The following is a 22716-nucleotide window of genomic DNA, read 5'->3' on the forward strand; positions in this document are numbered from 1 at the left end:
AGGTCGTAACTTTTCAGTGCTTTTCATTATACTATTTTTTTGAAATAAGTAAAGCAAGCCGGGCGTATAATGAGAAAATACTTGGAACAAAGACACAGCCAACAAGCTGTTGCTTTCAAATAAACAGAAAACCTGAAGGAACAAGCTACTTTCACTTGTTTCTTCAGGTTTCTCTAAATTATTCTACTTTCTCTAATACACCACGGCTAATTAAGCCATCCATTAAGAAAAAGTATTTTTCTTTACTCATTTCATGTTGTTCATTCTTGAAAATATTCATTGGTTTTAAACCATTTGCCGTTGTAATGGACATTTTCAACTCTTTTAGATCAGCAGTGATCGTAATTTTCAATTTGAAGCCTTCATTTCTCTGAGGCGTTGGATCTAAGGAACGAATCAATTGAAAGTTCCCTGATTTTGTTTCAGTAAAGCCGTTATCTTTTAATGTATAGCGTTTTGCACTAGGATGTACTTTGTAAAAAACTGTTGAGCCTTCAACAGCAGCCGTTGTTGTAAATGCCATGGGTTCCACCTCGTTATTTTCATTGTTATCTTCATTATAGCGAAAACCTGTAGCTGCCGCAATCAGATTATTTTTTCAATTGTTGAATCACTGCAACTAGTACTTCAGAAAAAGTCGCAATTTCTTCTGGTGTGTTCCCGTAGCCAAAACTAATCCGGATTGATTCTTTAATAGCTGAGGAATTTTCTCCATACATCGCTGTCAACACGTGCGAAGGATCCACAGTTCCCGCTGTACAAGCCGAGCCTGTTGAAATCGCAATACCTCTTAAGTCCAAATGCATTAAGAGCAAATCACTGGGAATTCCTTTTAAATGAAGATTTAAGACATGCGCTAAACGATTCGTTGGTTCACCATTAATTGAAAAATCAATATTGGCTTCTTCTAACGCTTTTAAAATAATCGTTTGAAAACTTTGATAGGCTGTTTTTCTTGCTTGCTTTTCTGCAGAAGTTAGTAATGAAACGGCAGTACCCATGCCAATAATTCCAGCTAAGTTTTCCGTGCCCGCACGTCGTTTTTCTTCTTGTTCCCCACCATGTAAAAGAGGTGGTAATTGGATTGCATCGCTTTTAAATAAAAAACCTACGCCTTTTGGACCATTGATTTTATGAGCGGAAATACTTAATAAGTCGATCCCTAATTCATGAGGTAAAATGACTTCACTTCCATAAGCTTGGACGGCATCTGTATGAAAAATCGCCGAATGATTTTTAAGAATTGCACCAACTTCAGCAATTGGTAATCGATTTCCAATTTCATTATTGCCATACATCATTGAAACCAAGATCGTTTCTTCGCGTAAAGACTTTTTGAATTGATCCATTGAAATCTGACCATTTTCATTCACAGGTAAGTAAGTCACTTCAAAGCCTAACGTTTCTAAGTATTCCATCGTTCGTAACACAGCGGGATGTTCAATTGCCGTAGTAATAATATGTTTTCCTTCCTTTTGACGAGAAAAAGCAACTGCCAAGATGGCTGTGTTATCCCCTTCTGTGCCACCACTATTAAAAATAATTTCGTGGGGTTTGGCTTGTAAGCTCTCGGCAATCGTTTGACGCACTTCTTCCAGAAGACCGTGTGCCTTTCGTCCAAACTGATGAATACTTGATGGATTGCCAAAAGTCGTTTGCATATTTTCAGTCATCGCTTGAATGACCGTTGGATGAAGCGGTGTTGTTGCAGCATGATCTAAATAAATGGGTTCCAAATGACTCGTCCCTTTCCTTATGTTCTGGCGTTATTCTAGCATAAAAAGCTTAAAACACAAAATCAGAATACTTTCTCTTCTATTTATAAAAGAGATAAGAAAAATAGGCCCAACACTATTAAAGTTGTTAGACCTATTTCTAGTTTAAGGAATCACTTATTCTCCTTTTGGTTCTAAACGGAATAATGGACTCATTGGTTTATTTTCATGGATACGAAGTAACGCTTCCCCCATTAACTCAGCGCAAGAAATAATATTCAAGGTTGCTGGTTGGCGGTCTGCTGTCGTATAAACAGAGTCAGTAATACTAATTTCCTTAATTGGCGCATTTTCTAAGGTTGCTTTTGCGCCTTCTGATAACAAACCATGCGAGGCGCAAGCATATACTTCTTGCGCACCATTTTTCATTAAAACTTCCGCCGCTGTGGCTAACGTTTGACCAGTATTCAAAATGTCATCAACAAGAATACATTTTTTCCCAGCGACATTCCCAATAACGTAACCTTCTTGGCGCACCCCATCAATCTCTTCATGGTCTACAATTGCTAAGGTCGCATCTAAGTACTCCGATAAACTACGTGCGCGTTGAACGCCACTGTTTTTAGGCGAAACAATCACAATTTCTTCCCCTACTAATGCTTGTTGACGATAATAATGAGCGAACAAAGGCATTGTAAATAAATTATCTACTGGGATATCAAAAAATCCTTGGACTTGAACAGTATGCAAGTCTAATGTTAACAAACGTGTTGCGCCTGCCTCTACTAACATATTAGCAACTAATTTCGCAGTAATGGGTTCTCTTGGTTTCGCTGTGCGGTCTTGGCGAGCATAACCATAGTAAGGCAAAATAACATTAATTGTTTTTGCGCTAGCACGTTTTAATGCATCAATTAAAATAAGCAATTCCATCAAATGATCATTTACAGGGGCATTCGTTGCTTGGATGATGTAGACATGATCGCCACGAATACTTTCTTCAATATTAATTTGAATTTCGCCATCACTAAATTGGCGCACGGTGCTTTTTCCTAATTCTGTTCCTACTGATGCTGCGATTTTTTCAGCAAGTGGTCGATTTGCATTTAAACTGAAGATGCGTAAGGTGTCATCTTGATAGTTTTCGGTCATGATATCCTCCGTCAATATAAAATAATAGTCGTTTTCATTCATATTCTACCATTTTTTGTCATAAAAATCATGGGATCCTCCTTAATTTATTGAAAGAAACGGTTTTCTTTGTGAAAAAAGCGCTTGTATTTAGGCACGCCTAAAAATTATTTGCATTTTCTTAAACTATCCCTTATACTGATTTTAAGGCAAACCTAAAAAGGAGGAATTTCATGAGAAAAAGCTTTAACTTAGCTGTTCAAGCGTTAACCGTTCAATATCAAGGACGGACCGCTTTAAATAATATCCACGTTACTATTCCCTCCGGTAAAATTACTGGAATTATCGGACCAAATGGTGCTGGAAAGTCAACATTTATTAAAGGGTTATTAGGCTTGATTAAAACAAAGGAACGTGATGTTTTGTTAAATAATCAAGCGATTGACCAACAAAAAACAACCATTGCCTATGTAGAACAACGTAGCGCCTTGGATCTTAGTTTCCCAATTAGCGTTTTTGAAACGGTCTTGCTAGGAACCTATCCAAACTTGGGACTATTAAAACGCCCAGGAAAGAAAGAAAAGCAAGCAGCCATGGCTGCATTAAAAATGGTGCAATTAGAAGACTATGCGCAACGCCAGATTGGTGAACTTTCTGGTGGCCAATTACAACGTGTGTTTATCGCCCGTGTTTTGGCCCAAGGTGCTGAGGTGATTTTTTTAGATGAACCTTTCGTCGGCATTGATATGTCTAGTGAAAAAGTGATTATGGATATTCTTAAATCATTAAAAAATCAAGGTAAAATGATTATCATTGTTCACCATGATTTGCACAAAGTGTCCCACTATTTTGATGAATTAATCGTTTTGAAAAACCGGCTAATTGCTGCGGGTCCTGTTGAACAAACGTTTACTGCAGAAACGCTCCAAGAAGCATACGGTGATTTGTTAGGTGATTTATTAATACAGGGGGTTGCAAAATGATTGCTGCATTTATTGATGGTTTATTCCGTTATCAATTTTTACAAAATGCCCTTTTGACGTCTGTAATTGTCGGACTCATTTCAGGGGTAATTGGTTCATTCATTATTTTACGTGGGATGTCTTTGATGGGTGATGCGATTTCACATGCTGTTTTACCAGGGGTCGCTGTTTCTTATATGTTTGGTTTCAATTATATTTTTGGCGCTTCTATTTTTGGCTTATTAGCTGCATTATCGATCGGCTTTATTACCCAAAAAAGTCCACTAAAAAATGATACTGCCATTGGTGTTGTCTTTAGTTCTTTTTTTGCTTTAGGGATTATTTTTATCTCTTTTGCAAAAAGTTCCACCGATTTATATCATATTCTGTTTGGAAATGTATTAGCGGTCGCAGATACCGATATTTTAATTACTTGTGTCGTCGGCGTGATTGTTTTGATTTTTGTGGCATTGTTTTATAAAGAGTTGCAACTCACTTCTTTTGATCCCACAATGGCTCAGGCCTATGGTTTAAATATTCAATTTTTCCACTATGCATTGATGTTTTTACTAACATTAGTCGCTGTTTCTTCTTTGCAAACCGTCGGAACTATTTTAGTCATTGCCATGCTGATTACGCCAGCGGCAACAGCTTATCTATTAACAAATCACTTACCGACAATGATTGGCTTAGCCTCTACTTTTGGGATTTTAAGTTCAGTGATTGGCCTATTCTTTAGTTATTCTTATAACTTAGCTTCTGGTGCGACGATTGTTTTAACCGCCGCCTTATTCTTTTTATTGGCTTTCTTTTTCTCACCAAAGAAAGGCCTAGTATTTGTAAACCGTGAGAAAGAAATGGAGGAATCAACGAATGAAAAAATTTAGTTTATTTTTTTTAACACTTTTAGCAGGGTTAACGTTAGCTGCTTGCGGGAATCAAGCCGCTGAAAAGAAAGAAAAATTAGCAATTGTGACAACGAACTCGATCCTATCTGATTTAGTGAAAAATGTTGGGCAAGACAAAATTGAGCTGCATAGTATTGTGCCAATTGGGACAGACCCTCACGAATATGAACCGTTACCAGAAGACATTGCGAAAGCTTCTGAAGCGGACATTTTATTCTTTAACGGCTTGAACTTAGAAACAGGCGGAAATGGCTGGTTTAACAAATTAATGAAAACGGCCAAAAAAGTTGAGAATAAAGATTACTTTTCTACAAGCAAAAATGTTACGCCACAATATTTAACAAGTGCCGGTCAAGAACAAACAGAAGATCCGCATGCTTGGTTAGACATTGAAAATGGCATTAAATATGTAGAAAACATTCGTGACGTGTTAGTAGAAAAAGATCCAAAAAATAAAGATTTCTATACAGAAAACGCGAAAAATTATACCGAAAAACTTAGCAAACTACATGAGGAAGCCAAAGCTAAATTTGCTGATATTCCTGATGATAAAAAATTATTAGTTACAAGTGAAGGTGCCTTTAAATATTTCTCCAAAGCTTATGATTTAAATGCCGCTTATATTTGGGAAATTAACACAGAAAGCCAAGGAACACCTGAACAAATGACCACGATTATTGATACCATTAAGAAATCAAAAGCACCTGTGTTATTTGTTGAAACCAGTGTCGATAAACGTAGTATGGAACGGGTCTCAAAAGAAGTGAAACGACCAATTTACGATACACTTTTCACAGACTCCCTTGCCAAAGAAGGAACAGAAGGCGATACGTACTACAGCATGATGAACTGGAATTTAACAAAAATCCATGATGGCTTAATGAGTAAATAAATAATAAAGAAGAAAGAACCAAGTTGACTCCCCCTCAACTTGGTTCTTTCTTCTTTATTTAACTAATTCCTCAATATCAATTACTCGATCCACAATTTCCTCATAAAAATCTGCTTCATGGGAAACCAGAAAAACCGTTCCTGGGTAAACGTGAATTGCTTCTTGTAAACTTTTTTTGGCCGCTTCATCAATATGATTGGTTGGCTCATCTAAAAATAACAAATTACTAGTTTGCATCATTAGTTCCGCTAGTTTTACTTTTGTTTGCTCACCACCACTTAACAGGGCTAACGACTGCATTGCTAACTTATCTGGTAAACCTGCCCTAGCCAAATGACTTCTTCGCTCTTTAATCGTTGTATCTGGAAAACGATCTGATAAATAGTCTAGCGGCGTTAACTGCTCATTAGGCCACGCTAAGTCTTGGGTAAAATAAGCAATTTTTGTATTCAGCGGATAATGAAATTCTCCATCTAATGAAGGAATCACTTTCGTCAACGTTTTAATTAATGTTGATTTGCCAATCCCATTAAAGCCTTTCAATGCGACTTTTTCACCGACATGAACCATTAAATCTAACGGTTCTAACAAAGGTTCCCGATAGCCGACAACTAACTTCTGGGTCGTTAGTGCTTGCGTTGCAACTAACCCTTGATAAGGAAATTCAATCGCTGGCTTAGTCAAGGAACCAGGCGGAGTCAATCGTTCCAACCGGTCCAATTGTTTTTGTCGACTTTTAGCCATCGTTGCTCGATTTCCAGCTTTGTATTTACGAATATAGGCTTCCATTTTTTCAATTTTTTCTTGTTGGGCCTGATACTGTTTCAAATAGGTTTGTTTATTCTGCTCTTTTTGTGCAAAAGATTTTTCTACATTTCCAGTATATTTGGTTAACTTGCCAAACTCAATGTCTGCGATGCAATTCGTCACTTCATTTAAAAATTGATAATCATGGGAGACTAATAGAAAGCTTCCTTCAAAATTATTCAGATAGCGAACAAGCCATTGAATATGTGTATCATCTAAATAGTTGGTGGGTTCATCTAAAAGTAACACATCAGGGGCCTCTAACAATAATTTTGCTAAAATCACTTTTGAACGTTGACCACCGCTTAGCTCCCCTAACTTTTTATCCAAACCAATTGCTTGTAGTCCTAACCCATTGGCTAAATCCTGAATAATCGTGTCGATTTGGTAAAAATTACTTTCATCTAAATCTGTTTGTAACTTGCCTGCTTGTTCTAAAAGTTTTTCCGAAGCCGTTTGACTGTATTCTTCATAAAGTTTTGTCAGTTTCGCTTCTTTATCAAAAAGTTCTTGAAAGGCTTGTTTCAAAAAATCAACCATCGTTAGTGATTGTTCTACAGAAACATGCTGATCCAAGTACCCAATCTTGCAATTTTTTTGCCACTGAATCGTTCCTTCGTCTGGCAATACTTCCCCCGTTAAAATTTTAATTAAGGTGGATTTGCCGACACCATTTTGGCCAGTTAAGCCTAAATGATCTCCTTTATTCACTTGCAATGAAGCCTCTTCATACAAGACCTTTTCGCCAAATCGATGCGTTAAATGTTCAATAGTTAAAATACTCATTTTCGTCACTTCTTTCTTGTTAACTGATTATTTTGGGACAACAAAAAAAGAACCACGTCTGCACGTCGTCCATCCTGACAGAAATCCCGACAACGCTTGTACGTACACTCAAATAAGACTAGCTTTTCTAGTCAAAAAATGTGCTATCAAGCGATGAAGAAATTAATTGCTCGGCTCCACAACAGTGCTTCATCTGTTCTTAAACTATCGGGAGCTACTTTTCTTGTTAATTTATCAGTTAAAACAAAAAACATGTGAATCACCTTTCTTATGCTTGTATTCTACCATAGTATGACAAGAAAGCAAGCCACGTTGGTTTATAACGAAAGGAGCCCACAAACCATCATTTTGTCGGCTCCTTATCCCTATTATTCTGACAAATAGTTTAATGCATAGCGTACGTGGTACTCTGCTGCTAAAAGTAAGGCACGTTCATCAATATCAAATTGTTCATGATGGTGTCCAAAATGAGTAGCAGGATTTTCAGGGTTTCGTGAACCGACCCGTCCATAGATACCAGGAATTACTGCTAAGTAATCAGCAAAATCATCCGCCCCTAAACTTTTAGGATGATCGGTCACAACATTTTCAAAACCAACAATTTCACTGGCTACCTGCTGTGCACGGTTGGTTGCTTGTTCTTCATTAATTAATGGATTCGCTGCTGCATAAACAGAAAAATCAGCAATTTCTGTGCGATGAGACTGGGCAATTTCATGGGCAATTTCTTCGACTCGTTGTAAAACAAATTGGCGCGTTTCCTGACTAAATGTTCGAACAGTACCTTCAATGGTTGCCTGGTTTGCTACAATATTATAGCGTGTTCCTGCTTGTAAAACGCCAATTCCTACTACGACAGAATCTAAAGGATCAATCTCGCGAGCTACAATTTTTTGTAATTCCACAACGATACTGGCCGCTGCTAAAACAGCATCTCGGCCATTCTGTGGTTGGGCGACGTGACTACTTTGACCACTGACTTCAATTTTAAAAATATCACAAGAGGCGTTGGTGGCGCCTTTGGTAGCGACTAATTTTCCGACCGGCACACTAGAATCTAAATGAATCCCAAACACTTGGTCGATTGCTTCTAAATAATTTCCTTCCACAAATTGTCGAGCGCCTGCACCAATTTCTTCAGCTGGCTGGAAGGCCAGTTTAATCGTTCCTGAAAAGGTATCCTGATGTTTTTTGAGCACTTTAGCTGCACCTAGCAATGCTGCCGCATGACCATCGTGTCCACAAGCATGATTGAGTCCTGGATTTTTAGAAGCATAGGCAGTACCTGTTGCATCTGGTAATTCCAACGCATCAATATCTGCACGTAATAAAATCGTTTTGCCAGCGCCAAGACCTCCTTCAATGGTTGCTAAAACACCCGTTTCCCCTACTTCTACAAAAGGAATAGCTAAGGCTAGTAGTTCTTCTTTAATTCGCTTAATCGTTTCATATTCTTTTAAACTTGCTTCAGGATATTGATGAAAATGACGTCTTAAATGGATTATCCATTCCTTTTCTGTAGAAATAGTTTCTTGGATTGTTTGAATCGTTGTTGTACTCATTATAAATGCCTCCTTTATTTTTTACCAAATGTTTCCCAGGCTGGAACATTGGCGCCTTTTGATGTTTCTGCAATGATCTTTTTCGTTTCTTCTTGTTGATATTCTTCTACAACTTTTTGATAAAGTTTATTCTCTTGATCTTCTTTTCGGGCCACGACAATGTTCACATAAGGTTTCGCTTTTTCGTTTACAGGTTCTAAGAAAATAGCATCTTTATCTGGTGTATACCCAGCATCGACAGCCATGCCGCTATTAATCACTGAAGCATCGACATCTTGTAAAGCGCGCGCTGTTTGCGTAGCATCTAATTCAGTTATTTTCAATTGGCGTTTATTTTCAGTAATATCACTGACAGTCGGTAGTTGCTGTTTCGCAGGATCTACTTTTATCAGTCCTGCAGTTTGTAATAAAATTAACGCCCGCCCACCATTCGTTGGGTCATTAGGAATAGCAATTTCTCCGCCGTCTTTAATTTTCGTGATATCTTTCAATTTATTAGCGTAAATTCCCAATGGTGCATTGACTGTATTGCCAATTGATACTAATTTCGTTCCATGCTCTTTATTGTAATTGTCTAAAAAGATTTGATGCTGAAAGGCATTTAAATCAATTTCTTTTTCTGCTAATGCTGCGTTTGGTTGCGTATAGTCTGTAAATTCTACCAATTGTAAATCAATATTTTTCTTTTTCAAACGGTCTTTGACCGATTCCCATTCATCATTTTTTGTTCCTACAACCCCTAGTTTAACGGTTTCTGTCTTAGTATCCTTCGCAGACCCCGATGCACAACCTGCAATCGTAAAAGCTAATACCCCAATAAGTCCAATTAATTTACTAAATTTTTTCATTTGTCATTTCTCCTTTTTTCTAATGTGATGTTTTTTTGATTAATTGATTACTAATGGCTTGACTGATAAATACCATAATTAAAATAATTAACGTGGCCATAAATGTCACATCGGTTTGAAACCGATTGTATCCTCGAGTAATCGCTAAGTTGCCCAGACCACCGGCTCCAATCGCTCCTGCCATGGCTGTTAATCCAATCAAATTAATAATTGTCACCGCTGAAACACGAATAATACTTGGTAACCCTTCAATTAGATAAACCCGAAAAATAATCCCTAAGGGACTCGTCCCCATGGCTTCTGCCGCTTCAATAACGCCAGGATCCACTTCTAATAACGCATTTTCAATTTGGCGCGCGAAGAACGGAATTACGCCAATAACTAATGGGACTAACGCTGCGGTTGTACCAATTGTCGTTCCTGCCAAAATTCGTGTTAATGGTTGAATCAGTGCGAGCATAATGATGAAAGGAATAGAACGACAAACATTAATAATTTTTTCTAAGACGCTATACAGGGGTGGATTTTTCAAAACACCACTGGGGCCAGTACTGACAAGCACAACACCCAACAAGACTCCTAACACACCAGCAATTAAGGCTGTCCAAAAAACCATGTATAATGTTTCCCATGTACTTTGAAGAAACTCTTGTTTTAATTGGACAACATTCGGAAAATATTTCTCAAATAATTGATACATTCTCAGTTCACTCCTTTTTTAAATCACCTGTAAATTCTGCTTTTGCTTCGTTTGCTGATAGGTTTTCAAAACATTGGTTCGCACGCCTTGTTTCGCTAAATAAGTAAGGGCTTGTTGACGCTGGGCCTCATCACCAGAAAGCACCACAATTAAATGGCCAATAGGAACGTTTTGAACAATTTCGACATTGCCGTAAAGGATATTCGTATACACCTGATATTGGCTATACAATTGTGCAATTAATGGCTCATTCGTTTGATCCCCCACATAAGAAAATTCAATTAATTCTTGATTTTTATCTAAATCAGCTAATTTAGGATGTTCAAGAATTGTTGTTAATGCTTGGTCAATATGAGTTGCTGTCCGAATAAAATCTTTTGTTAAAGGTTGTTGGGGTTGACTAAAAATCGAAACAATATCGTTTGATTCGACAACGCAGCCATTTTCCATCACCGCGACTTTATTACAAATTTCTTTAACCACTTGCATTTCATGGGTGATTAAGACAATCGTCAAGTTCAGTTCTTGATTTAACTTTTTTAACAAAGCTAAAATCTGTCCCGTTGTTTTTGGATCTAACGCACTCGTCGCTTCATCACAAAGTAAAATTTCAGGATCATTTGCTAAAGCGCGGGCAATCGCAACCCGCTGTTTTTGCCCTCCTGATAGTTGACTGGGGTAAGCGTCCCGTTTTTCACTTAGTCCAACTAGCTCTAATAAATGGCTGATTTTTTGACGCCGTTCACTTTTACTTAGCCCAGAATATTTTAATGAAAAATCGATATTACTAAATATGGTCCGCTCTTTCATCAAATTAAAATGTTGAAAAATCATTCCAATCTTTTTTCGTTGTTGTCGTAATTCCTTTTTAGAAAAAGTTAAAATATTTTCTTTGTTAATAATAACGGTGCCCGCTGTTGGTCGTTGCAATAAATTAATTACCCGTACTAGCGTACTTTTTCCAGCACCGGAATAACCAACAATTCCGTAGATATCCCCTTTATCAATTGTCAAAGAAACATCTTGGACAGCCCGAATTTCTTGTTTTTTTTGTTGAAATGTCACACTGATATTTTTTAGTTCAATCATTCTTTATCCCCCTTCATTCTTACCAACCTGCATTTTTTCATAAAAAAGAAAAAAGCATCCTCAACGACACAACTCGAGTTGTATCGTTGAGGACGCTTTTTTGCGTGTTACCACCTCATGTTCAGAATTTGCTCACACAAATTCCCTTTTCAAGTACGGAACAACATGTTCGATACCCTAGCTCGATAACGGGAGCCCCCGTCGCCGCCTTGTGTTTAACACTCGGAGCGCTTGCTCAATAGCCATTTTCCAAAACGTCTTTGTCACCTATTCTCAGCTACCTAGGCTCTCTGTTAGACAAATCAAGTCTTGTACTTACTATATCACTGCTTTTTTATTTCTATTCATTCTAAACTGATTTTCATCTGTTTTCAAAATTAAACAGACTAGAGTTAATGTTCTCTTCGAACAGCTTGTACTGTTCATCACTTACAAAGGCCATCCTGCGTCGAGTAATCGCAGACAGCATCTACTCTGTCGCTTCGCGCCAGTCGTAATGCTCAACAGGATTTAACTGTGACGAGAATCACAGCCTTGGCGAGAATCGTAGGAACACTTTCGTGCAAATGACACAACTTGCCCTTCGGTCACCTTGTACTGTTCATCACTTACAAAGGCCATCCTGCGTCGAGTAACCGCAGACAGCATCTACTTTGTCGCTTCGCGCCAGTCGTAGTGATTCACAGCAAAAAGCCCTTCACTAGCGTTTTGCTAGTAAAGGGCGAATGATTCGCGGTACCACCTTTTTTCGAAATATAACTGATTCTTTATATCTCATCTCTTATCCAAGTCTTTATTAACTTGGTGCACATGGTAACGGGTGCTTAGCCGAAATTGCTTACTTATCAGCAATTTATTCTCAGAGGCCATCTTCAACTTTTCTGAACCTTGTCCCTTTTCACCAATCAGGACTCTCTTTTGAAGGTCATCAAAATTTACTCTTCTCTTCAACGAATGAATAGTTATCTGTGATGTTGATTTACACTTTACTAGAGAAAAAAGAGATTGTCAACAGTTTTTCTTAGAAAAAAATCATTTTTTTTTTTTTACGAAAGAGCAATTGACAAACTTTCGTCTATACGTTATTCTATTTCTTGTGCACGAGATTTGTACGATTTTTCAAAAGGAACTTTGACGATTACTCGTCGCAGTGTAGCCTTTGAAAATGAACTCTATGGGTTTCACTTCGTTGCAATCCTCGAGTTAGTTTAGCCTTTGAAAGTGCCGCCTTAGCTCAGTTGGTAGAGCACCACCATGGTAAGGTGGGGGTCGCCGGTTCAAGCCCGGCAGGTGGCTTTTTGGTAAAATCCCAACTCTTTAATAAAGAGTTGGGATTTTTTTGTTTTGCCTACCCTTAGTGTTCTGTCAAGATGAGAAAATAACAAAAGCAATTTCTTCATTCCACTCGTTATGGTATATTTTAATTGTTAAATAATTATTGGAGTGGAGTACAATGATGAAACAATTACCTACAGAATCAAAAAAATTTGATTTAAAGAATTGGTGTATTGAAAATAAAGCCTATCTTCTATTGATCATTTTAATTTATCAAGTGGCAGTTTTATCCATCGGCATTATCAATTTCCCTTACTTAGATGATAATGCTCGCCAAGTCGCTGGAATGACAGATTTTGGTACGACTTACGCACGTTGGGGCAGTGAATTTCTCTCATGGTTTGTTCAAGGAAGTCGTCATTTGACAGATCTGGGCTTGACCACACCGATTCTAACAGGTCTTATCTTATCTCTCACAAGCATACTGGCAATTTATATCATCAATGACCAAAAAATTAGCTGGGGTTCCTCTTTAGTAGCTACTTTAATTGGCCTCAATCCTTGGTTCCTCCAATGTCTTAGTTTCAGGTTTGATAGTCCCTATATGGCATTGAGTATTTTTTGTTCGTTTCTTCCTTTTTATTGGTGGCAGCGTAATTCTTTTACGTTTTTCTTGGTTTCTGTTTTTTCACTGTTTGTTATGTTTAATACTTACCAAGCCTCGTCAGGAATTTATATAGTTATCGTCTTATTCCTTACTTTCAAGCAGTTACTTGCTGGAGAAAATTTCATTGCTCTTTGCAAAAAAGTCGCACTTGCTGCTATCGCTTATCTACTTTCTATAGTCAGCTACCTTATCGAGTTAAAATTTGTACCTTCCGCAACAAACAACATTGGGGGCAGTCAGGCCTTACCAAGTTTGCACGATATTCCCAGTGTGGCTTATCAAAATAGTTACCATTATTTTTCAGAGCTATTGAACCAGAGTAATCGTTTATGGCTTTTATTACTGCTCCTACTGCTTGTTTTATTTTTTATTAGTCATCTATCAAATAGCAAAATCAACTTAGGCTTAAGTTTCCTTTATTGTATCTTGTATTTAGGACTTGCTTCTCTCTTAAGTTTTGGCATTTTTATTGTCTATTCAAGAAATATCGCTGGTGATGCGCCTCGCTATATTTACGGATTTGCTGTTTTTGTTACAATCAGCATGTTAAGTTTATTTAACAATCGACAAGTGAAAGCAATTTATCTAACTTCGTTACTTGTGGCCAGCTTGTTATCTTATTATATTTTATCGTTTGTTTTGGTGTATTCTTCCACATTAAACTATCAAAAAGAAGCATTCAATCGCCAAGCAGCTGTTTTAACAGATGATTTAAAAAATGTTGTAACAAACGAACGAAAAAAAGTTTATTTAAATACGTTTTTCAAAAATTCAACTGTTTATGCTAATACAAGTCGAAACTACCCAATTCTTTCAAAAATTGTGCCACCAAATGACGGTCTATACTTCCCTAATTACGTTTGGTTCAATACTTCATCGAATTTAGGAGTAGAGATGGCACCACTGACCGATACGGATATGTCTAAAAATCAAAAAGTAGTAAGTAATCACTTTTATGACATTTATACAAACAACAAAGAAATATTTGTGTTTATGAAATAATTTGTTCCATCCAAAAACACTTCTTTTGCAATAAACGTGACTGTATGGTTTGATTAAGATGGATTAAGTATTCTTTTCGGGTACATTTATTACTTCCTGAAACTTGTTTATTTCCCATTTTTCTTATGAAGTAACAAAATTTTTGAGAAAAAACAGCTCGTTTTCTATGTTATGATAGAGAAGTGAAAATCACCAGAAAGGTTGTTGCGGACTATGAGAACTCGTCAGAAAAAATTATTTTTATTTTCAATGATTTTATGGTTAGTTGAATTTTTAATTACACGGATTTCTGATTCTTTTCCAGGAGCAACGCCATTGTTCGTTGTGATTTGCTTGATTCAAGGAATTCTTTTTACTTATTTCTGTCTTGCTTTTTTCTATTATCCGCAATAATCAGTCAAGAAAAGCAATTAGAGCAGATTCAGCAAATTTCTGAAACCGAAAAAATGGCACGTCCTCGTTTTTAGGACGTGCCATTTTTTAAAGCATTATTTGTGTAAATGCCGTTCGTATCGCCTGTTGAACATTTTGAACAGCAGCGATTTGATGGCCTTTTGCTTCAGTCAATTCTTTTTCAATATATTCAGGATAATAGGTTGCCAAATAACCCAAGACCCAGATAGTTGGATCTGAAATAACCGTCTCTGCTAATGGATACAAATAGGCAAGATGCAACCGAATTTCTTCTTCCAAATGCTGCAGCATAATTGGATCATCATTTTCTAAACGATTCCTAAGTTCAGTATAAATTTCGGAATAGATTGGCGTATTTAACGGTCCAGTTTTTCCTTCTAGTAAGACTGTCTGAGGCTGATTGTCATACCAAAGAAAAGTCAGTGGTTCTGAAAATTGCAACAGTGCTAATTCTTCAATGAACCATTCCCGAGCAAAATAACTAAGTGCTTGGTTCATAACTAAATCTTTTGCGACTTCCACAAATACTGGTTTAGGCAAATATAAACTGGTTTTAATGTTCGCTAATTGTTGATAAACGGGCAATTGATCGCTTACTAACAAGTTCCTTTTAATTGCTTGAATTTGCTGCGTTTCTAATTGTTGATACGCCTCTTCCACTTGCATTAATTGCTGTTCTAACGTTTTTTGTTGTGCTAGCGTTATTTTTTTAGTTTGAAGTAATTGCTTCAATAAAATATACCCTTCAATAAAGCGACGACTTTGACTATAAATTTGCATATAAATTGCCGCTGTTTCGAGGTTCTCAAAATAAGTCTCTTGGAACGCTTCTGCCAATGCTAGTGCTTCGTCAGCTTCACCCATTTCCAACAATAATTGGACAATTTTTTGGTTTACTGGCGGCGTTTGTTGTAGCTGATAGGCTTGTTGAAAATTTTCTAAAGCGGCGATCTGATTATGTTCTACAAGTGCTTCTTCTCCTTGTGCAATAAAACGTTCATAGTTTTTTGGAAATTCATGAATGGTACTCATATCTAACCTCCTTTATTTCTTATTTAAAGCAGATGAGCCTGGGACAAAAATCACTTTGGATTTTTGCTCCAGGCTCAAAACCTGATAACCGGCGGGAACAGAACCAACACTACGCGTTGCTCGGAGCTAAACGGTTCTGTCCCGACCTCGATTTTAACTATTCAAACGGACTTTTTTAGTAAAGATTACGAATAATAATTGCCGTTTCTAGGTCGCCCTCAGCGTTCATCTTCTCCGCCTTTTCTTCTAAACTATATCCAGCAAAACTTTCGTTTGTTAAAACATCTGCTACTGTAAATTTAGCAACTTTTTCAATACTGACCGCATCTGGGGCTACTTCTTGCACGCTATCCCAGCCTGTATCAATAAAGACCTTTGTATCTTCTGTAATCGCTTCGTTTGCTTCTAACGCCTGCATAATTTCTTTTAACTGTGCATACGTCATAACCTCGACTTGATTTTCCATTTAAACGCCTCACTTCGTCCATTCCTTTTAAGGATTAGGTTTTAATTTTAGACTTTTTCTTTAATCGTTTTTAATGCGTGGTATAAGGCATATTTCATCGGTTTGGCTTTCCATTGGAAATTGCCCATTAATTCTTCGACATGACCGCCAAAGGATTGTTTGAATTTAAGAACCCCATCACTTCCATCAAAGACACCGTCAACGCCATAAAAATTATATTTGGGAATGTTATTTTCTACTGTGTAAGTTAACATTTTATGTTGAATTAAATACGGTGCATAGTATTGTTTATATTTTTCATACGTACCACTAAACAAGTAAACCACTTCTTGTGGATGAACAATGAATAAGGCGCCTGCTAAAATTTCAGGTTCATCTGATGTTTTCATTTCTTTAGCTTCGTCAATCCGTTTGCGCACGGTACGAACTTCATCTTCAAATTCACGTTTCTGGTTATTTTTTTTACGGCTTTTAGGATTGGCAATTAACGCTTCATTGACTTCGTTGAGCGTCTCTTGTAATTTGCGTAATTTCTCATGAAGATTTTCTAAATAAGTAGCAAAGTTTAGTTCCGCCACCATAAATTTCGCTCGTTCGCCAAACTCTTCATAAACAGCTTGGTAATAAGCTAAATCCTTATCTTCAAAATTACGCCGTGCACTTGTTTCTTCCGTTAATTTCTTAAAGAGAGGTAGCTCTTCGTAACGAAGTTCTCGGGTTGTTACTCCGTATTCCCATGTTTTCTTGATATCATATTTAGCATCTTTTCCATAAGATTTCCAAAGATCTTCTTCTGTTAATCCAGCCATATCTTTGACAAACAGCCAACGTGGCGCGCCATCAAAATTGTGCACATCAAACCCTTGGTGTTCAAAACCAATTGATGTGAAATAGTCAAATGTTTCTTGATTGACCTTTTCAACTTCACCGCCATTAAAATCACGTAAACAAATTTGTTTATTTGGAGTAAAGGTTAAATAAAGGCCATCATTTTTTTTCACATATTTTTTTAAGCCTGTGAAAAAGGCTTCTACACATTTTTTATCTGTATAATCCATCAAAATTCCGCCGTCAATGTCGAAAGCATAACCAATTTTGACTTTTTTCTTGCTTAGGATACACGCAGCAATTAGTTGGCCTTCTCGTTTGACGCCAACGTATTCACAATGCCAGCCACGTCGTTCCAATAAATGTTTCATTTCGGGTGTTTCTAAAAAGTTACCTGCAGGATGTGTCATTGCAAAGGTAGTAAATTCTTGTTCAGTTAATGTACTAAACTGATCCATATCAAACAACTCACAATCTTTTTTTGTTAAATAAATTAGCACTTTTCAGCTTAACCTACTTTTTGCTTTCTTTCAAACAAAGTTACCTCACTGGCTAATTCTTATTTTTCGGTTCTTATTAATTATATCTAATTTTGCTAAAATGCAAACAGTTTTCAACGGAAAAAAAGAATTTCTTTGGAATCTTTCATTTTTGACTGAATATCTTTCTTTTATAAAAAATATCTGAGACAAAAATCTAAAATGATTTTTGTCTCAGATATTAAAACTCATGAAAACCCGTTGAACATCTTTCTCTCAGGTTCTTGATTTATTCAACAGTTACACTTTTGGCTAAGTTCCTTGGTTTATCAACATCGTAGCCTCTTTGTAAGGTTGCATAGTACGCTAATAATTGACCTGGAACAATGCTAACTAAGGCAGAAAGTAACGGATGAACATCTGGAATAATCAGTTGGTCCTGTGGTTTTGCCAAGGATTCCAAGGCAATCACAATATTTCTTGCTCCACGACTTTCGACTTCCTTTAAATTGCCTCTTGTATGGGCTGCGACTTTGGCATCTGTCACAATCCCAATCACAGGTGTTCCTTCTTCAATTAAGGCAATCGTTCCATGCTTCAATTCACCTGCCGCAAAGCCTTCTGCTTGAATGTAGGAAATTTCTTTCAACTTCAAGGCCGCTTCCATCGACACATAATAGTCGACTCCTCGCCCGATATAGAAGGCATTTCGAGTATACGTCAGATAATCTTCCACTAAGGCTTTCATTTGTTGTTTTTCATCAATCAAGGTTTCCATGACAGCTGCTACCACGCTCAATTCGTGAGCCACATCAAATGAGACGGCTGCTAATGTTTGGCGTTCTTCGCCAATTGCTTTTGCTAAAATAGCTAAGACAGCGATTTGAGCAGTATAAGCTTTGGTGGAAGCGACAGCAATTTCTGGTCCTGCGTGTAATAACAAGGTATCGTCCGCTTCACGTGATAATGTTGAGCCAGCAACATTTGTTAATGTAAGTGATGGATGCCCTAATTCATTAACCTGTACCAGTACTTGGCGACTATCTGCCGTTTCACCACTTTGACTTAAGAAAATGAAGAACGGTTTTTCAGATAAAATAGGCATGTTGTAGCCAAATTCGCTTGATAAATGAACTTCCACAGGAATACTGGCAATCGTTTCAATTAAAGATTTTCCGACCCAACCTGCATTATAACTTGTTCCACAAGCAATAATGTAAATTCGGTCACATTGATTAATTTTTTCCAGTAACGCCTCATCTAAAGTCACTTTTTCACCTTGAGTATACGCTTGAACAATTTTGCGCATCACTGCAGGTTGTTCATCAATTTCTTTGAGCATATAAAACGGATATGTTCCTTTTTCAATGTCATTTAAATCTAATTGCGCTTCAAAAGGTTCTCGGTTGATTACTTGTCCTTCTGGCGTTTCGATTACTACTTTGTCCGCTGTAACAGTTACAATTTCACCATCAACAATCTCAACAAATTGATTGGTTTCTTTAATCATCGCCATCGCATCACTACAAATAACATTAAAGCCTTCACCTAGACCGATAAGTAACGGGCTTTTATTTTTCGCTACGTAGATAGTATTGGGGTCCATTTTATTCATTAATGCAAAAGCGTATGAACCTTTAATTTCGGCTAAAGCCGCTTTAAAAGCATCTTTTGTTGAAAAACCATTTTCAGCAAAATGAGCAATTAATTGAACGACGATTTCAGTATCTGTATCACCAATTAAGTGAGCACCACTTAAAAATTGTTCTTTTAATTCTTCAAAGTTTTCAATGACACCATTATGCACTAATGCAAAGCGTTGATCGCTTGAAACATGGGGATGTGCATTGGCGACAGTTGGTTCGCCATGAGTGGCCCAACGAGTATGACCAATACCAACTGTTCCATCGATTTCTGGCGTTAATTTTGCTGCTAAATCGGCAATGCCCCCAACTGCCTTAACTACATGGGGCTGTTGGCTTTGATCATTCACACAAATCCCAGCAGAATCATAACCTCTATATTCCAATTTTGTTAATCCTTGAATCAAACTTTCCGTGACATTTTCTTTTCCAATCATTCCGACAATTCCACACATAATGCTAATTCCTACTTTCCAATTGAAATTCTGTATTTACTAGGTCCTGTTTAACTAGCAAATCCCATTATATGTTTCTACCTGCGTGATAACCGCTTTGTTCTAACTTCACAATTAGTTTTTCTTTGTTATCTGTAGAGTGCAGTCCCTAGAGCCACCCGCCGAATCTTCGATAAGCTCTCTCCTCGTCACCTGAACGTTCAGGTCTGGCGCTATCCGATATTGGTCTATATACCTCCTTTGTAAATACATTCCGTAGAAACATAAACAATCATACAATTAAAAGTAGGTACTTGTCAACAAAAATCTAAAAACCGAAAATTGGTCTAGTTCTTTAAAGTTGCAAAAAAAGAATCTAGTACACTCATAGTAAGCGAAAGTACTAGATTCTTAATAATAAAAAAATATCCGTTCTATTTATAGAACCTTATCAATTTGTTATTTATTGGAATGGATTATAAAACCGGCCACCATTCACATGGAACAACCAGAAACTGATTCCTAATAAGCATAAGGCAAGTAACATTACCGAAAAATCACGCAGATGAAAAGGTTGTTGCGCATACCACGTTCGATTTTTCTTTTGACCAAAACGCCTTAATTCCATAGCGGTACTCACAGTTTCAATTCGATCTAAACTAGATAGGATTAAGGGTAAAACGATTTGTGCTACGCCTTTGATTCGTTGGCCTAACCGTCCCTTTTTAGACATCTCATACCCTCGCGCTTGTTGTGCTAAAGAAATATTAAAAAAATCTTCTTGGATATCGGGAATATAACGAATAGCCAGCGCTACTGCATAACTAATCCGATAACTCACACCAATTCGATTCAAGCTGGAGGCAAATTCACTAGGATTTGTTGTTAATAAAAAGATTAATGCCAACGGAATCGTACAGAAATATTTTAAAACTAAATTAAATTCATAAAATAATTCTTCTTGTGTCAAAGTAAACCGTCCGATTCCTTCCCAAATCACGGTACGTGATTGATATAAATCAACCCCATATTCAGGTGCAAAAAGGTAAACCGTTAAGATATTTAACAAAGAAAAAATAGCAATAAATTTAATAACAAAAGATATTTGATGCCATTTAATATTTGATAATTTTAACAAAACAAGCGAAACCACAGACATTCCTAACAGATAACGAGTATCATACGTGGTCATACAAGCCACAGAGACAACGATTAAAAAGACTAATTTGCTTGTGCCGTTTAAGCGATGAATCCAGGTTGAATCAGGATGATAGCCTAACATTTGTCGTTCACTCATCCAAAACGCACCTCACGATCGTAAGCAACAAATTTTTCCGTAAATAGCAAGGGATTTTCCAAGCCTAACGCTTTAGCAAAGGTAAACAAGCTCGTTTCTTTTAAAGAAGCTGCTTGAATTAATTTTTCATCTGTTAAAACAGCAACTGGAGTCGCATCTGCTAGTAAACGTCCATCACAAACTACTAACGCACGTGTTGTATATTCCAACATTAAGTGCATATCGTGAGTGATCATTAAAATAGTCACACCTAAGCGGTTCAATTCTTCTAAAAATGTCATCATTTCTGTATAATGTTTAAAATCTTGTCCAGCTGTTGGTTCATCTAAAATTAATAATTCAGGTTCTAAAACTAAGATTGATGCAATAGTTACCCGTTTTTTCTGCCCAAAACTCAACGCAGAAATCGGCCAGTTCCGGAAGGGATACAGCCCACAAATATGTAAAATATTCGTCACACGTTCCTCAATTTCTGCTTGTGGCACATCTCGTAAAACTAATCCTAAAGCTACTTCTTCAAAAATCATTTTTTTAGAAATCATTTGATTGGGATTTTGCATCACATAACCAATTTTATCTGCACGTTCTTTGATTGAATAATTGGAAAAATCCTGTCCTTCCCATAAAATCTTGCCCGATTGAGGCGTGATGAACCCGCAAATTATTTTAGAAAGTGTAGACTTCCCGGCACCATTTTTTCCTACAATGCTGATCATTTCTCCATGATGAATAGTTACTGAGAAGTCATCTAACACTTTTTCACCGTGACGATCATATTGATAGGACACTTGTTCCAAACGTAATAGTTCAGCTCCTTTGACTGCACTAACTGAACTAGGTTGGACAGACCACTGTGTCATTTTAGGCAAAACCGTTTCGCCTGATACTTCGGCTAATTTGTCTAAATGACTAACTTGTGTTAAATCAATCCCAGCATATTTCATGGCTGTAACGTACAGAGGTTCACGAATCCCTTGTTGGGTCAACGTATCTTGACGTAACAATTCATCTGGCGTTGTATCAGAAATAATTGCGCCCTCATTCATGACAATAATTCGATCAACTGATTCGCAAAGAACGTCCTCTAAGCGATGTTCTATTATTAAAACAGTCGCTTTTGTTTCTTGTTGAATGGTGTCAATCAAAGTCATTGTTTCTTGTCCCGCTCGTGGGTCAAGATTAGCCAAAGGTTCATCGAAAAGTAAAATTTTTGATTGGTTAATTAGAACGCCCGCCATAGATACACGTTGTTTTTGACCACCTGACAAATCTTGTGGACGGTGTTGCAATAACTGATTCAGCTCAACAATCTCGGACCATTTCTGAACCGCTTTTTTCATTTCTGCTTGTTCAACTGTATCGTTTTCTAAAGCAAAAGCAATATCCTCAGCAACCGTTAAACCGATAAACTGCCCATCGGTATCTTGCAAAACAGTTCCTACATCAAAAGACAAATCAAATAGACTTGTTTCTTGGATATTTTTACCAGCAACCGTAGCTGTTCCTTGAATCTCACCTTCATAAATATTGGGAATTAACCCGTTGATACATTGCGCCAATGTTGATTTACCACTACCACTAGGCCCAACGATTAAAACCTTTTCTCCTTCATAGATGGTTAATTGAATCCCCTTTAATGTTGGTTCAGATTGGCTATGATATTGAAAGGAAAAATTATTAAAAGTAATGATTGGTTTTTTCATTCGGCCTCACCTCAGTTTCTCCATAAAAGAAAGGGTCTGAGCATTAGCAAAGTAATTACTAGGGCAGACCCTTAAC

At 37.1% G+C, this 22716-nt stretch carries 19 protein-coding genes, 1 tRNA gene and 2 other annotated features; of the genes, 6 read left to right on the top strand and 14 right to left on the bottom strand.

Features of this window, described 5'->3' with window-relative positions; genetic code table 11:
- Positions 1–178: 178 nt before the first annotated feature.
- From IGJ46_RS08335 to IGJ46_RS08345, 3 genes are all read right to left on the bottom strand, one after another.
- Complete coding sequence (locus tag IGJ46_RS08335) at positions 179–523, bottom strand: DUF1831 domain-containing protein (protein WP_002356959.1); 345 nt, start codon at positions 521–523, stop codon at positions 179–181.
- 67 nt (positions 524–590) lie between these two features.
- Positions 591–1736 carry a cysteine desulfurase family protein gene (locus IGJ46_RS08340; RefSeq protein WP_002360007.1) on the bottom strand — a complete coding sequence of 382 codons (1146 nt, stop codon included), beginning with the start codon at positions 1734–1736 and terminating at the stop codon, positions 591–593.
- A 156-nt stretch (positions 1737–1892) separates the two neighbouring features.
- Complete coding sequence (locus IGJ46_RS08345) at positions 1893–2867, bottom strand: ribose-phosphate diphosphokinase (protein ID WP_002362076.1); 975 nt, start codon at positions 2865–2867, stop codon at positions 1893–1895.
- 212 nt (positions 2868–3079) lie between these two features.
- On the opposite strand from IGJ46_RS08345, the gene IGJ46_RS08350 reads away from it, so the two are divergent.
- From IGJ46_RS08350 to IGJ46_RS08360, 3 genes are read left to right on the top strand one after another with little or no spacing between them, the layout of a single operon-like run.
- A complete protein-coding gene (locus tag IGJ46_RS08350; protein WP_002360005.1) occupies positions 3080–3829 on the top strand; it encodes a metal ABC transporter ATP-binding protein in 750 nt (249 codons plus the stop codon).
- A complete protein-coding gene (locus tag IGJ46_RS08355; RefSeq protein ID WP_002369145.1) occupies positions 3826–4695 on the top strand; it encodes a metal ABC transporter permease in 870 nt (289 codons plus the stop codon). Before IGJ46_RS08350 ends, IGJ46_RS08355 begins: the two co-directional genes overlap by 4 nt.
- The gene (locus IGJ46_RS08360) at positions 4682–5608 is read left to right on the top strand and encodes a metal ABC transporter substrate-binding protein (RefSeq protein WP_002356954.1); all 927 of its coding nucleotides are present in this window, start codon (positions 4682–4684) and stop codon (positions 5606–5608) included. Before IGJ46_RS08355 ends, IGJ46_RS08360 begins: the two co-directional genes overlap by 14 nt.
- 54 nt (positions 5609–5662) lie before the next feature.
- Here the strand turns inward: IGJ46_RS08360 and IGJ46_RS08365 are convergent, their stop codons facing one another.
- From IGJ46_RS08365 to IGJ46_RS08385, 5 genes are all read right to left on the bottom strand, one after another.
- Positions 5663–7201 (bottom strand): ABC-F family ATP-binding cassette domain-containing protein, encoded by a 1539-nt coding sequence (locus IGJ46_RS08365; protein WP_002362078.1) that lies wholly within the window; start codon positions 7199–7201, stop codon positions 5663–5665.
- Positions 7202–7569: 368 nt separating this feature from the next.
- Positions 7570–8763: a M20 family metallopeptidase gene (locus IGJ46_RS08370; protein WP_002407487.1), complete on the bottom strand. Its 1194-nt coding sequence runs from the start codon at positions 8761–8763 to the stop codon at positions 7570–7572.
- A gap of 14 nt (positions 8764–8777) precedes the next feature.
- On the bottom strand, positions 8778–9611 hold the full coding sequence (locus tag IGJ46_RS08375; RefSeq protein ID WP_002407486.1) for a MetQ/NlpA family ABC transporter substrate-binding protein: 834 nt from the start codon (positions 9609–9611) through the stop codon (positions 8778–8780).
- 19 nt (positions 9612–9630) lie between these two features.
- The gene (locus IGJ46_RS08380) at positions 9631–10311 is read right to left on the bottom strand and encodes a methionine ABC transporter permease (protein WP_002359998.1); all 681 of its coding nucleotides are present in this window, start codon (positions 10309–10311) and stop codon (positions 9631–9633) included.
- An 18-nt stretch (positions 10312–10329) separates the two neighbouring features.
- Positions 10330–11400: a methionine ABC transporter ATP-binding protein gene (locus IGJ46_RS08385; protein WP_002359997.1), complete on the bottom strand. Its 1071-nt coding sequence runs from the start codon at positions 11398–11400 to the stop codon at positions 10330–10332.
- 85 nt (positions 11401–11485) lie between these two features.
- Positions 11486–11736, bottom strand: a binding site (T-box leader).
- Between the two features lie 378 nt (positions 11737–12114).
- Positions 12115–12360 (bottom strand) — a binding site (T-box leader).
- A 263-nt stretch (positions 12361–12623) separates the two neighbouring features.
- On the opposite strand from IGJ46_RS08385, the gene IGJ46_RS08390 reads away from it, so the two are divergent.
- The 3 genes from IGJ46_RS08390 (at position 12624) to IGJ46_RS08400 (ending at position 14737) form a co-directional block, all read left to right on the top strand.
- A tRNA-Thr gene (locus IGJ46_RS08390) sits at positions 12624–12696 on the top strand.
- A gap of 157 nt (positions 12697–12853) precedes the next feature.
- Complete coding sequence (locus tag IGJ46_RS08395; protein ID WP_002385810.1) at positions 12854–14344, top strand: glucosyltransferase domain-containing protein; 1491 nt, start codon at positions 12854–12856, stop codon at positions 14342–14344.
- Positions 14345–14557: 213 nt separating this feature from the next.
- Positions 14558–14737, top strand: a complete 180-nt coding sequence (locus IGJ46_RS08400) for a hypothetical protein (RefSeq protein WP_002383739.1) — start codon at positions 14558–14560, stop codon at positions 14735–14737.
- Positions 14738–14824: 87 nt separating this feature from the next.
- On the opposite strand, the gene IGJ46_RS08405 is transcribed toward IGJ46_RS08400, so the two are convergent.
- The 6 genes from IGJ46_RS08405 to IGJ46_RS08430 all read right to left on the bottom strand — a co-directional run bounded on the left by IGJ46_RS08405 (position 14825) and on the right by IGJ46_RS08430 (position 22640).
- Positions 14825–15790 (bottom strand): hypothetical protein, encoded by a 966-nt coding sequence (locus IGJ46_RS08405; RefSeq protein ID WP_218391173.1) that lies wholly within the window; start codon positions 15788–15790, stop codon positions 14825–14827.
- A 175-nt stretch (positions 15791–15965) separates the two neighbouring features.
- Positions 15966–16256: a hypothetical protein gene (locus IGJ46_RS08410; protein ID WP_002359936.1), complete on the bottom strand. Its 291-nt coding sequence runs from the start codon at positions 16254–16256 to the stop codon at positions 15966–15968.
- Between the two features lie 47 nt (positions 16257–16303).
- Positions 16304–17542, bottom strand: a complete 1239-nt coding sequence (locus tag IGJ46_RS08415) for an aminoacyltransferase (RefSeq protein ID WP_002359935.1) — start codon at positions 17540–17542, stop codon at positions 16304–16306.
- 310 nt (positions 17543–17852) lie between these two features.
- A complete protein-coding gene (gene glmS, locus IGJ46_RS08420; protein WP_218391174.1) occupies positions 17853–19661 on the bottom strand; it encodes a glutamine--fructose-6-phosphate transaminase (isomerizing) in 1809 nt (602 codons plus the stop codon).
- Positions 19662–20103: 442 nt separating this feature from the next.
- The gene (locus IGJ46_RS08425) at positions 20104–20937 is read right to left on the bottom strand and encodes an energy-coupling factor transporter transmembrane component T family protein (protein ID WP_002359933.1); all 834 of its coding nucleotides are present in this window, start codon (positions 20935–20937) and stop codon (positions 20104–20106) included.
- A complete protein-coding gene (locus IGJ46_RS08430; RefSeq protein WP_218391175.1) occupies positions 20934–22640 on the bottom strand; it encodes an ABC transporter ATP-binding protein in 1707 nt (568 codons plus the stop codon). Before IGJ46_RS08430 ends, IGJ46_RS08425 begins: the two co-directional genes overlap by 4 nt.
- Positions 22641–22716: the final 76 nt, after the last annotated feature.

This window comes from Enterococcus sp. AZ120 (assembly GCF_050546165.1).
Classification (GTDB): Bacteria; Bacillota; Bacilli; order Lactobacillales; family Enterococcaceae; genus Enterococcus; species Enterococcus faecalis.

Excerpts from the sequence above, each read along its gene's own strand:
- IGJ46_RS08365 (WP_002362078.1), bottom strand. The coding sequence starts at position 7,201 with ATGAGTATTTTAACTATTGAACATTTAACGCATCGATTTGGCGAAAAG.
- IGJ46_RS08395 (WP_002385810.1), top strand. The coding sequence starts at position 12,854 with ATGATGAAACAATTACCTACAGAATCAAAAAAATTTGATTTAAAGAAT.
- IGJ46_RS08430 (WP_218391175.1), bottom strand. The coding sequence starts at position 22,640 with ATGAAAAAACCAATCATTACTTTTAATAATTTTTCCTTTCAATATCAT.
- IGJ46_RS08380 (WP_002359998.1), bottom strand. The coding sequence starts at position 10,311 with ATGTATCAATTATTTGAGAAATATTTTCCGAATGTTGTCCAATTAAAA.
- IGJ46_RS08385 (WP_002359997.1), bottom strand. The coding sequence starts at position 11,400 with ATGATTGAACTAAAAAATATCAGTGTGACATTTCAACAAAAAAAACAA.
- IGJ46_RS08425 (WP_002359933.1), bottom strand. The coding sequence starts at position 20,937 with ATGAGTGAACGACAAATGTTAGGCTATCATCCTGATTCAACCTGGATT.
- IGJ46_RS08345 (WP_002362076.1), bottom strand. The coding sequence starts at position 2,867 with ATGACCGAAAACTATCAAGATGACACCTTACGCATCTTCAGTTTAAAT.
- glmS (WP_218391174.1), bottom strand. The coding sequence starts at position 19,661 with ATGTGTGGAATTGTCGGAATGATTGGAAAAGAAAATGTCACGGAAAGT.
- IGJ46_RS08350 (WP_002360005.1), top strand. The coding sequence starts at position 3,080 with ATGAGAAAAAGCTTTAACTTAGCTGTTCAAGCGTTAACCGTTCAATAT.
- IGJ46_RS08355 (WP_002369145.1), top strand. The coding sequence starts at position 3,826 with ATGATTGCTGCATTTATTGATGGTTTATTCCGTTATCAATTTTTACAA.
- IGJ46_RS08370 (WP_002407487.1), bottom strand. The coding sequence starts at position 8,763 with ATGAGTACAACAACGATTCAAACAATCCAAGAAACTATTTCTACAGAA.
- IGJ46_RS08400 (WP_002383739.1), top strand. The coding sequence starts at position 14,558 with ATGAGAACTCGTCAGAAAAAATTATTTTTATTTTCAATGATTTTATGG.
- IGJ46_RS08335 (WP_002356959.1), bottom strand. The coding sequence starts at position 523 with ATGGCATTTACAACAACGGCTGCTGTTGAAGGCTCAACAGTTTTTTAC.
- IGJ46_RS08375 (WP_002407486.1), bottom strand. The coding sequence starts at position 9,611 with ATGAAAAAATTTAGTAAATTAATTGGACTTATTGGGGTATTAGCTTTT.
- IGJ46_RS08410 (WP_002359936.1), bottom strand. The coding sequence starts at position 16,256 with ATGGAAAATCAAGTCGAGGTTATGACGTATGCACAGTTAAAAGAAATT.
- IGJ46_RS08360 (WP_002356954.1), top strand. The coding sequence starts at position 4,682 with ATGAAAAAATTTAGTTTATTTTTTTTAACACTTTTAGCAGGGTTAACG.
- IGJ46_RS08415 (WP_002359935.1), bottom strand. The coding sequence starts at position 17,542 with ATGGATCAGTTTAGTACATTAACTGAACAAGAATTTACTACCTTTGCA.
- IGJ46_RS08405 (WP_218391173.1), bottom strand. The coding sequence starts at position 15,790 with ATGAGTACCATTCATGAATTTCCAAAAAACTATGAACGTTTTATTGCA.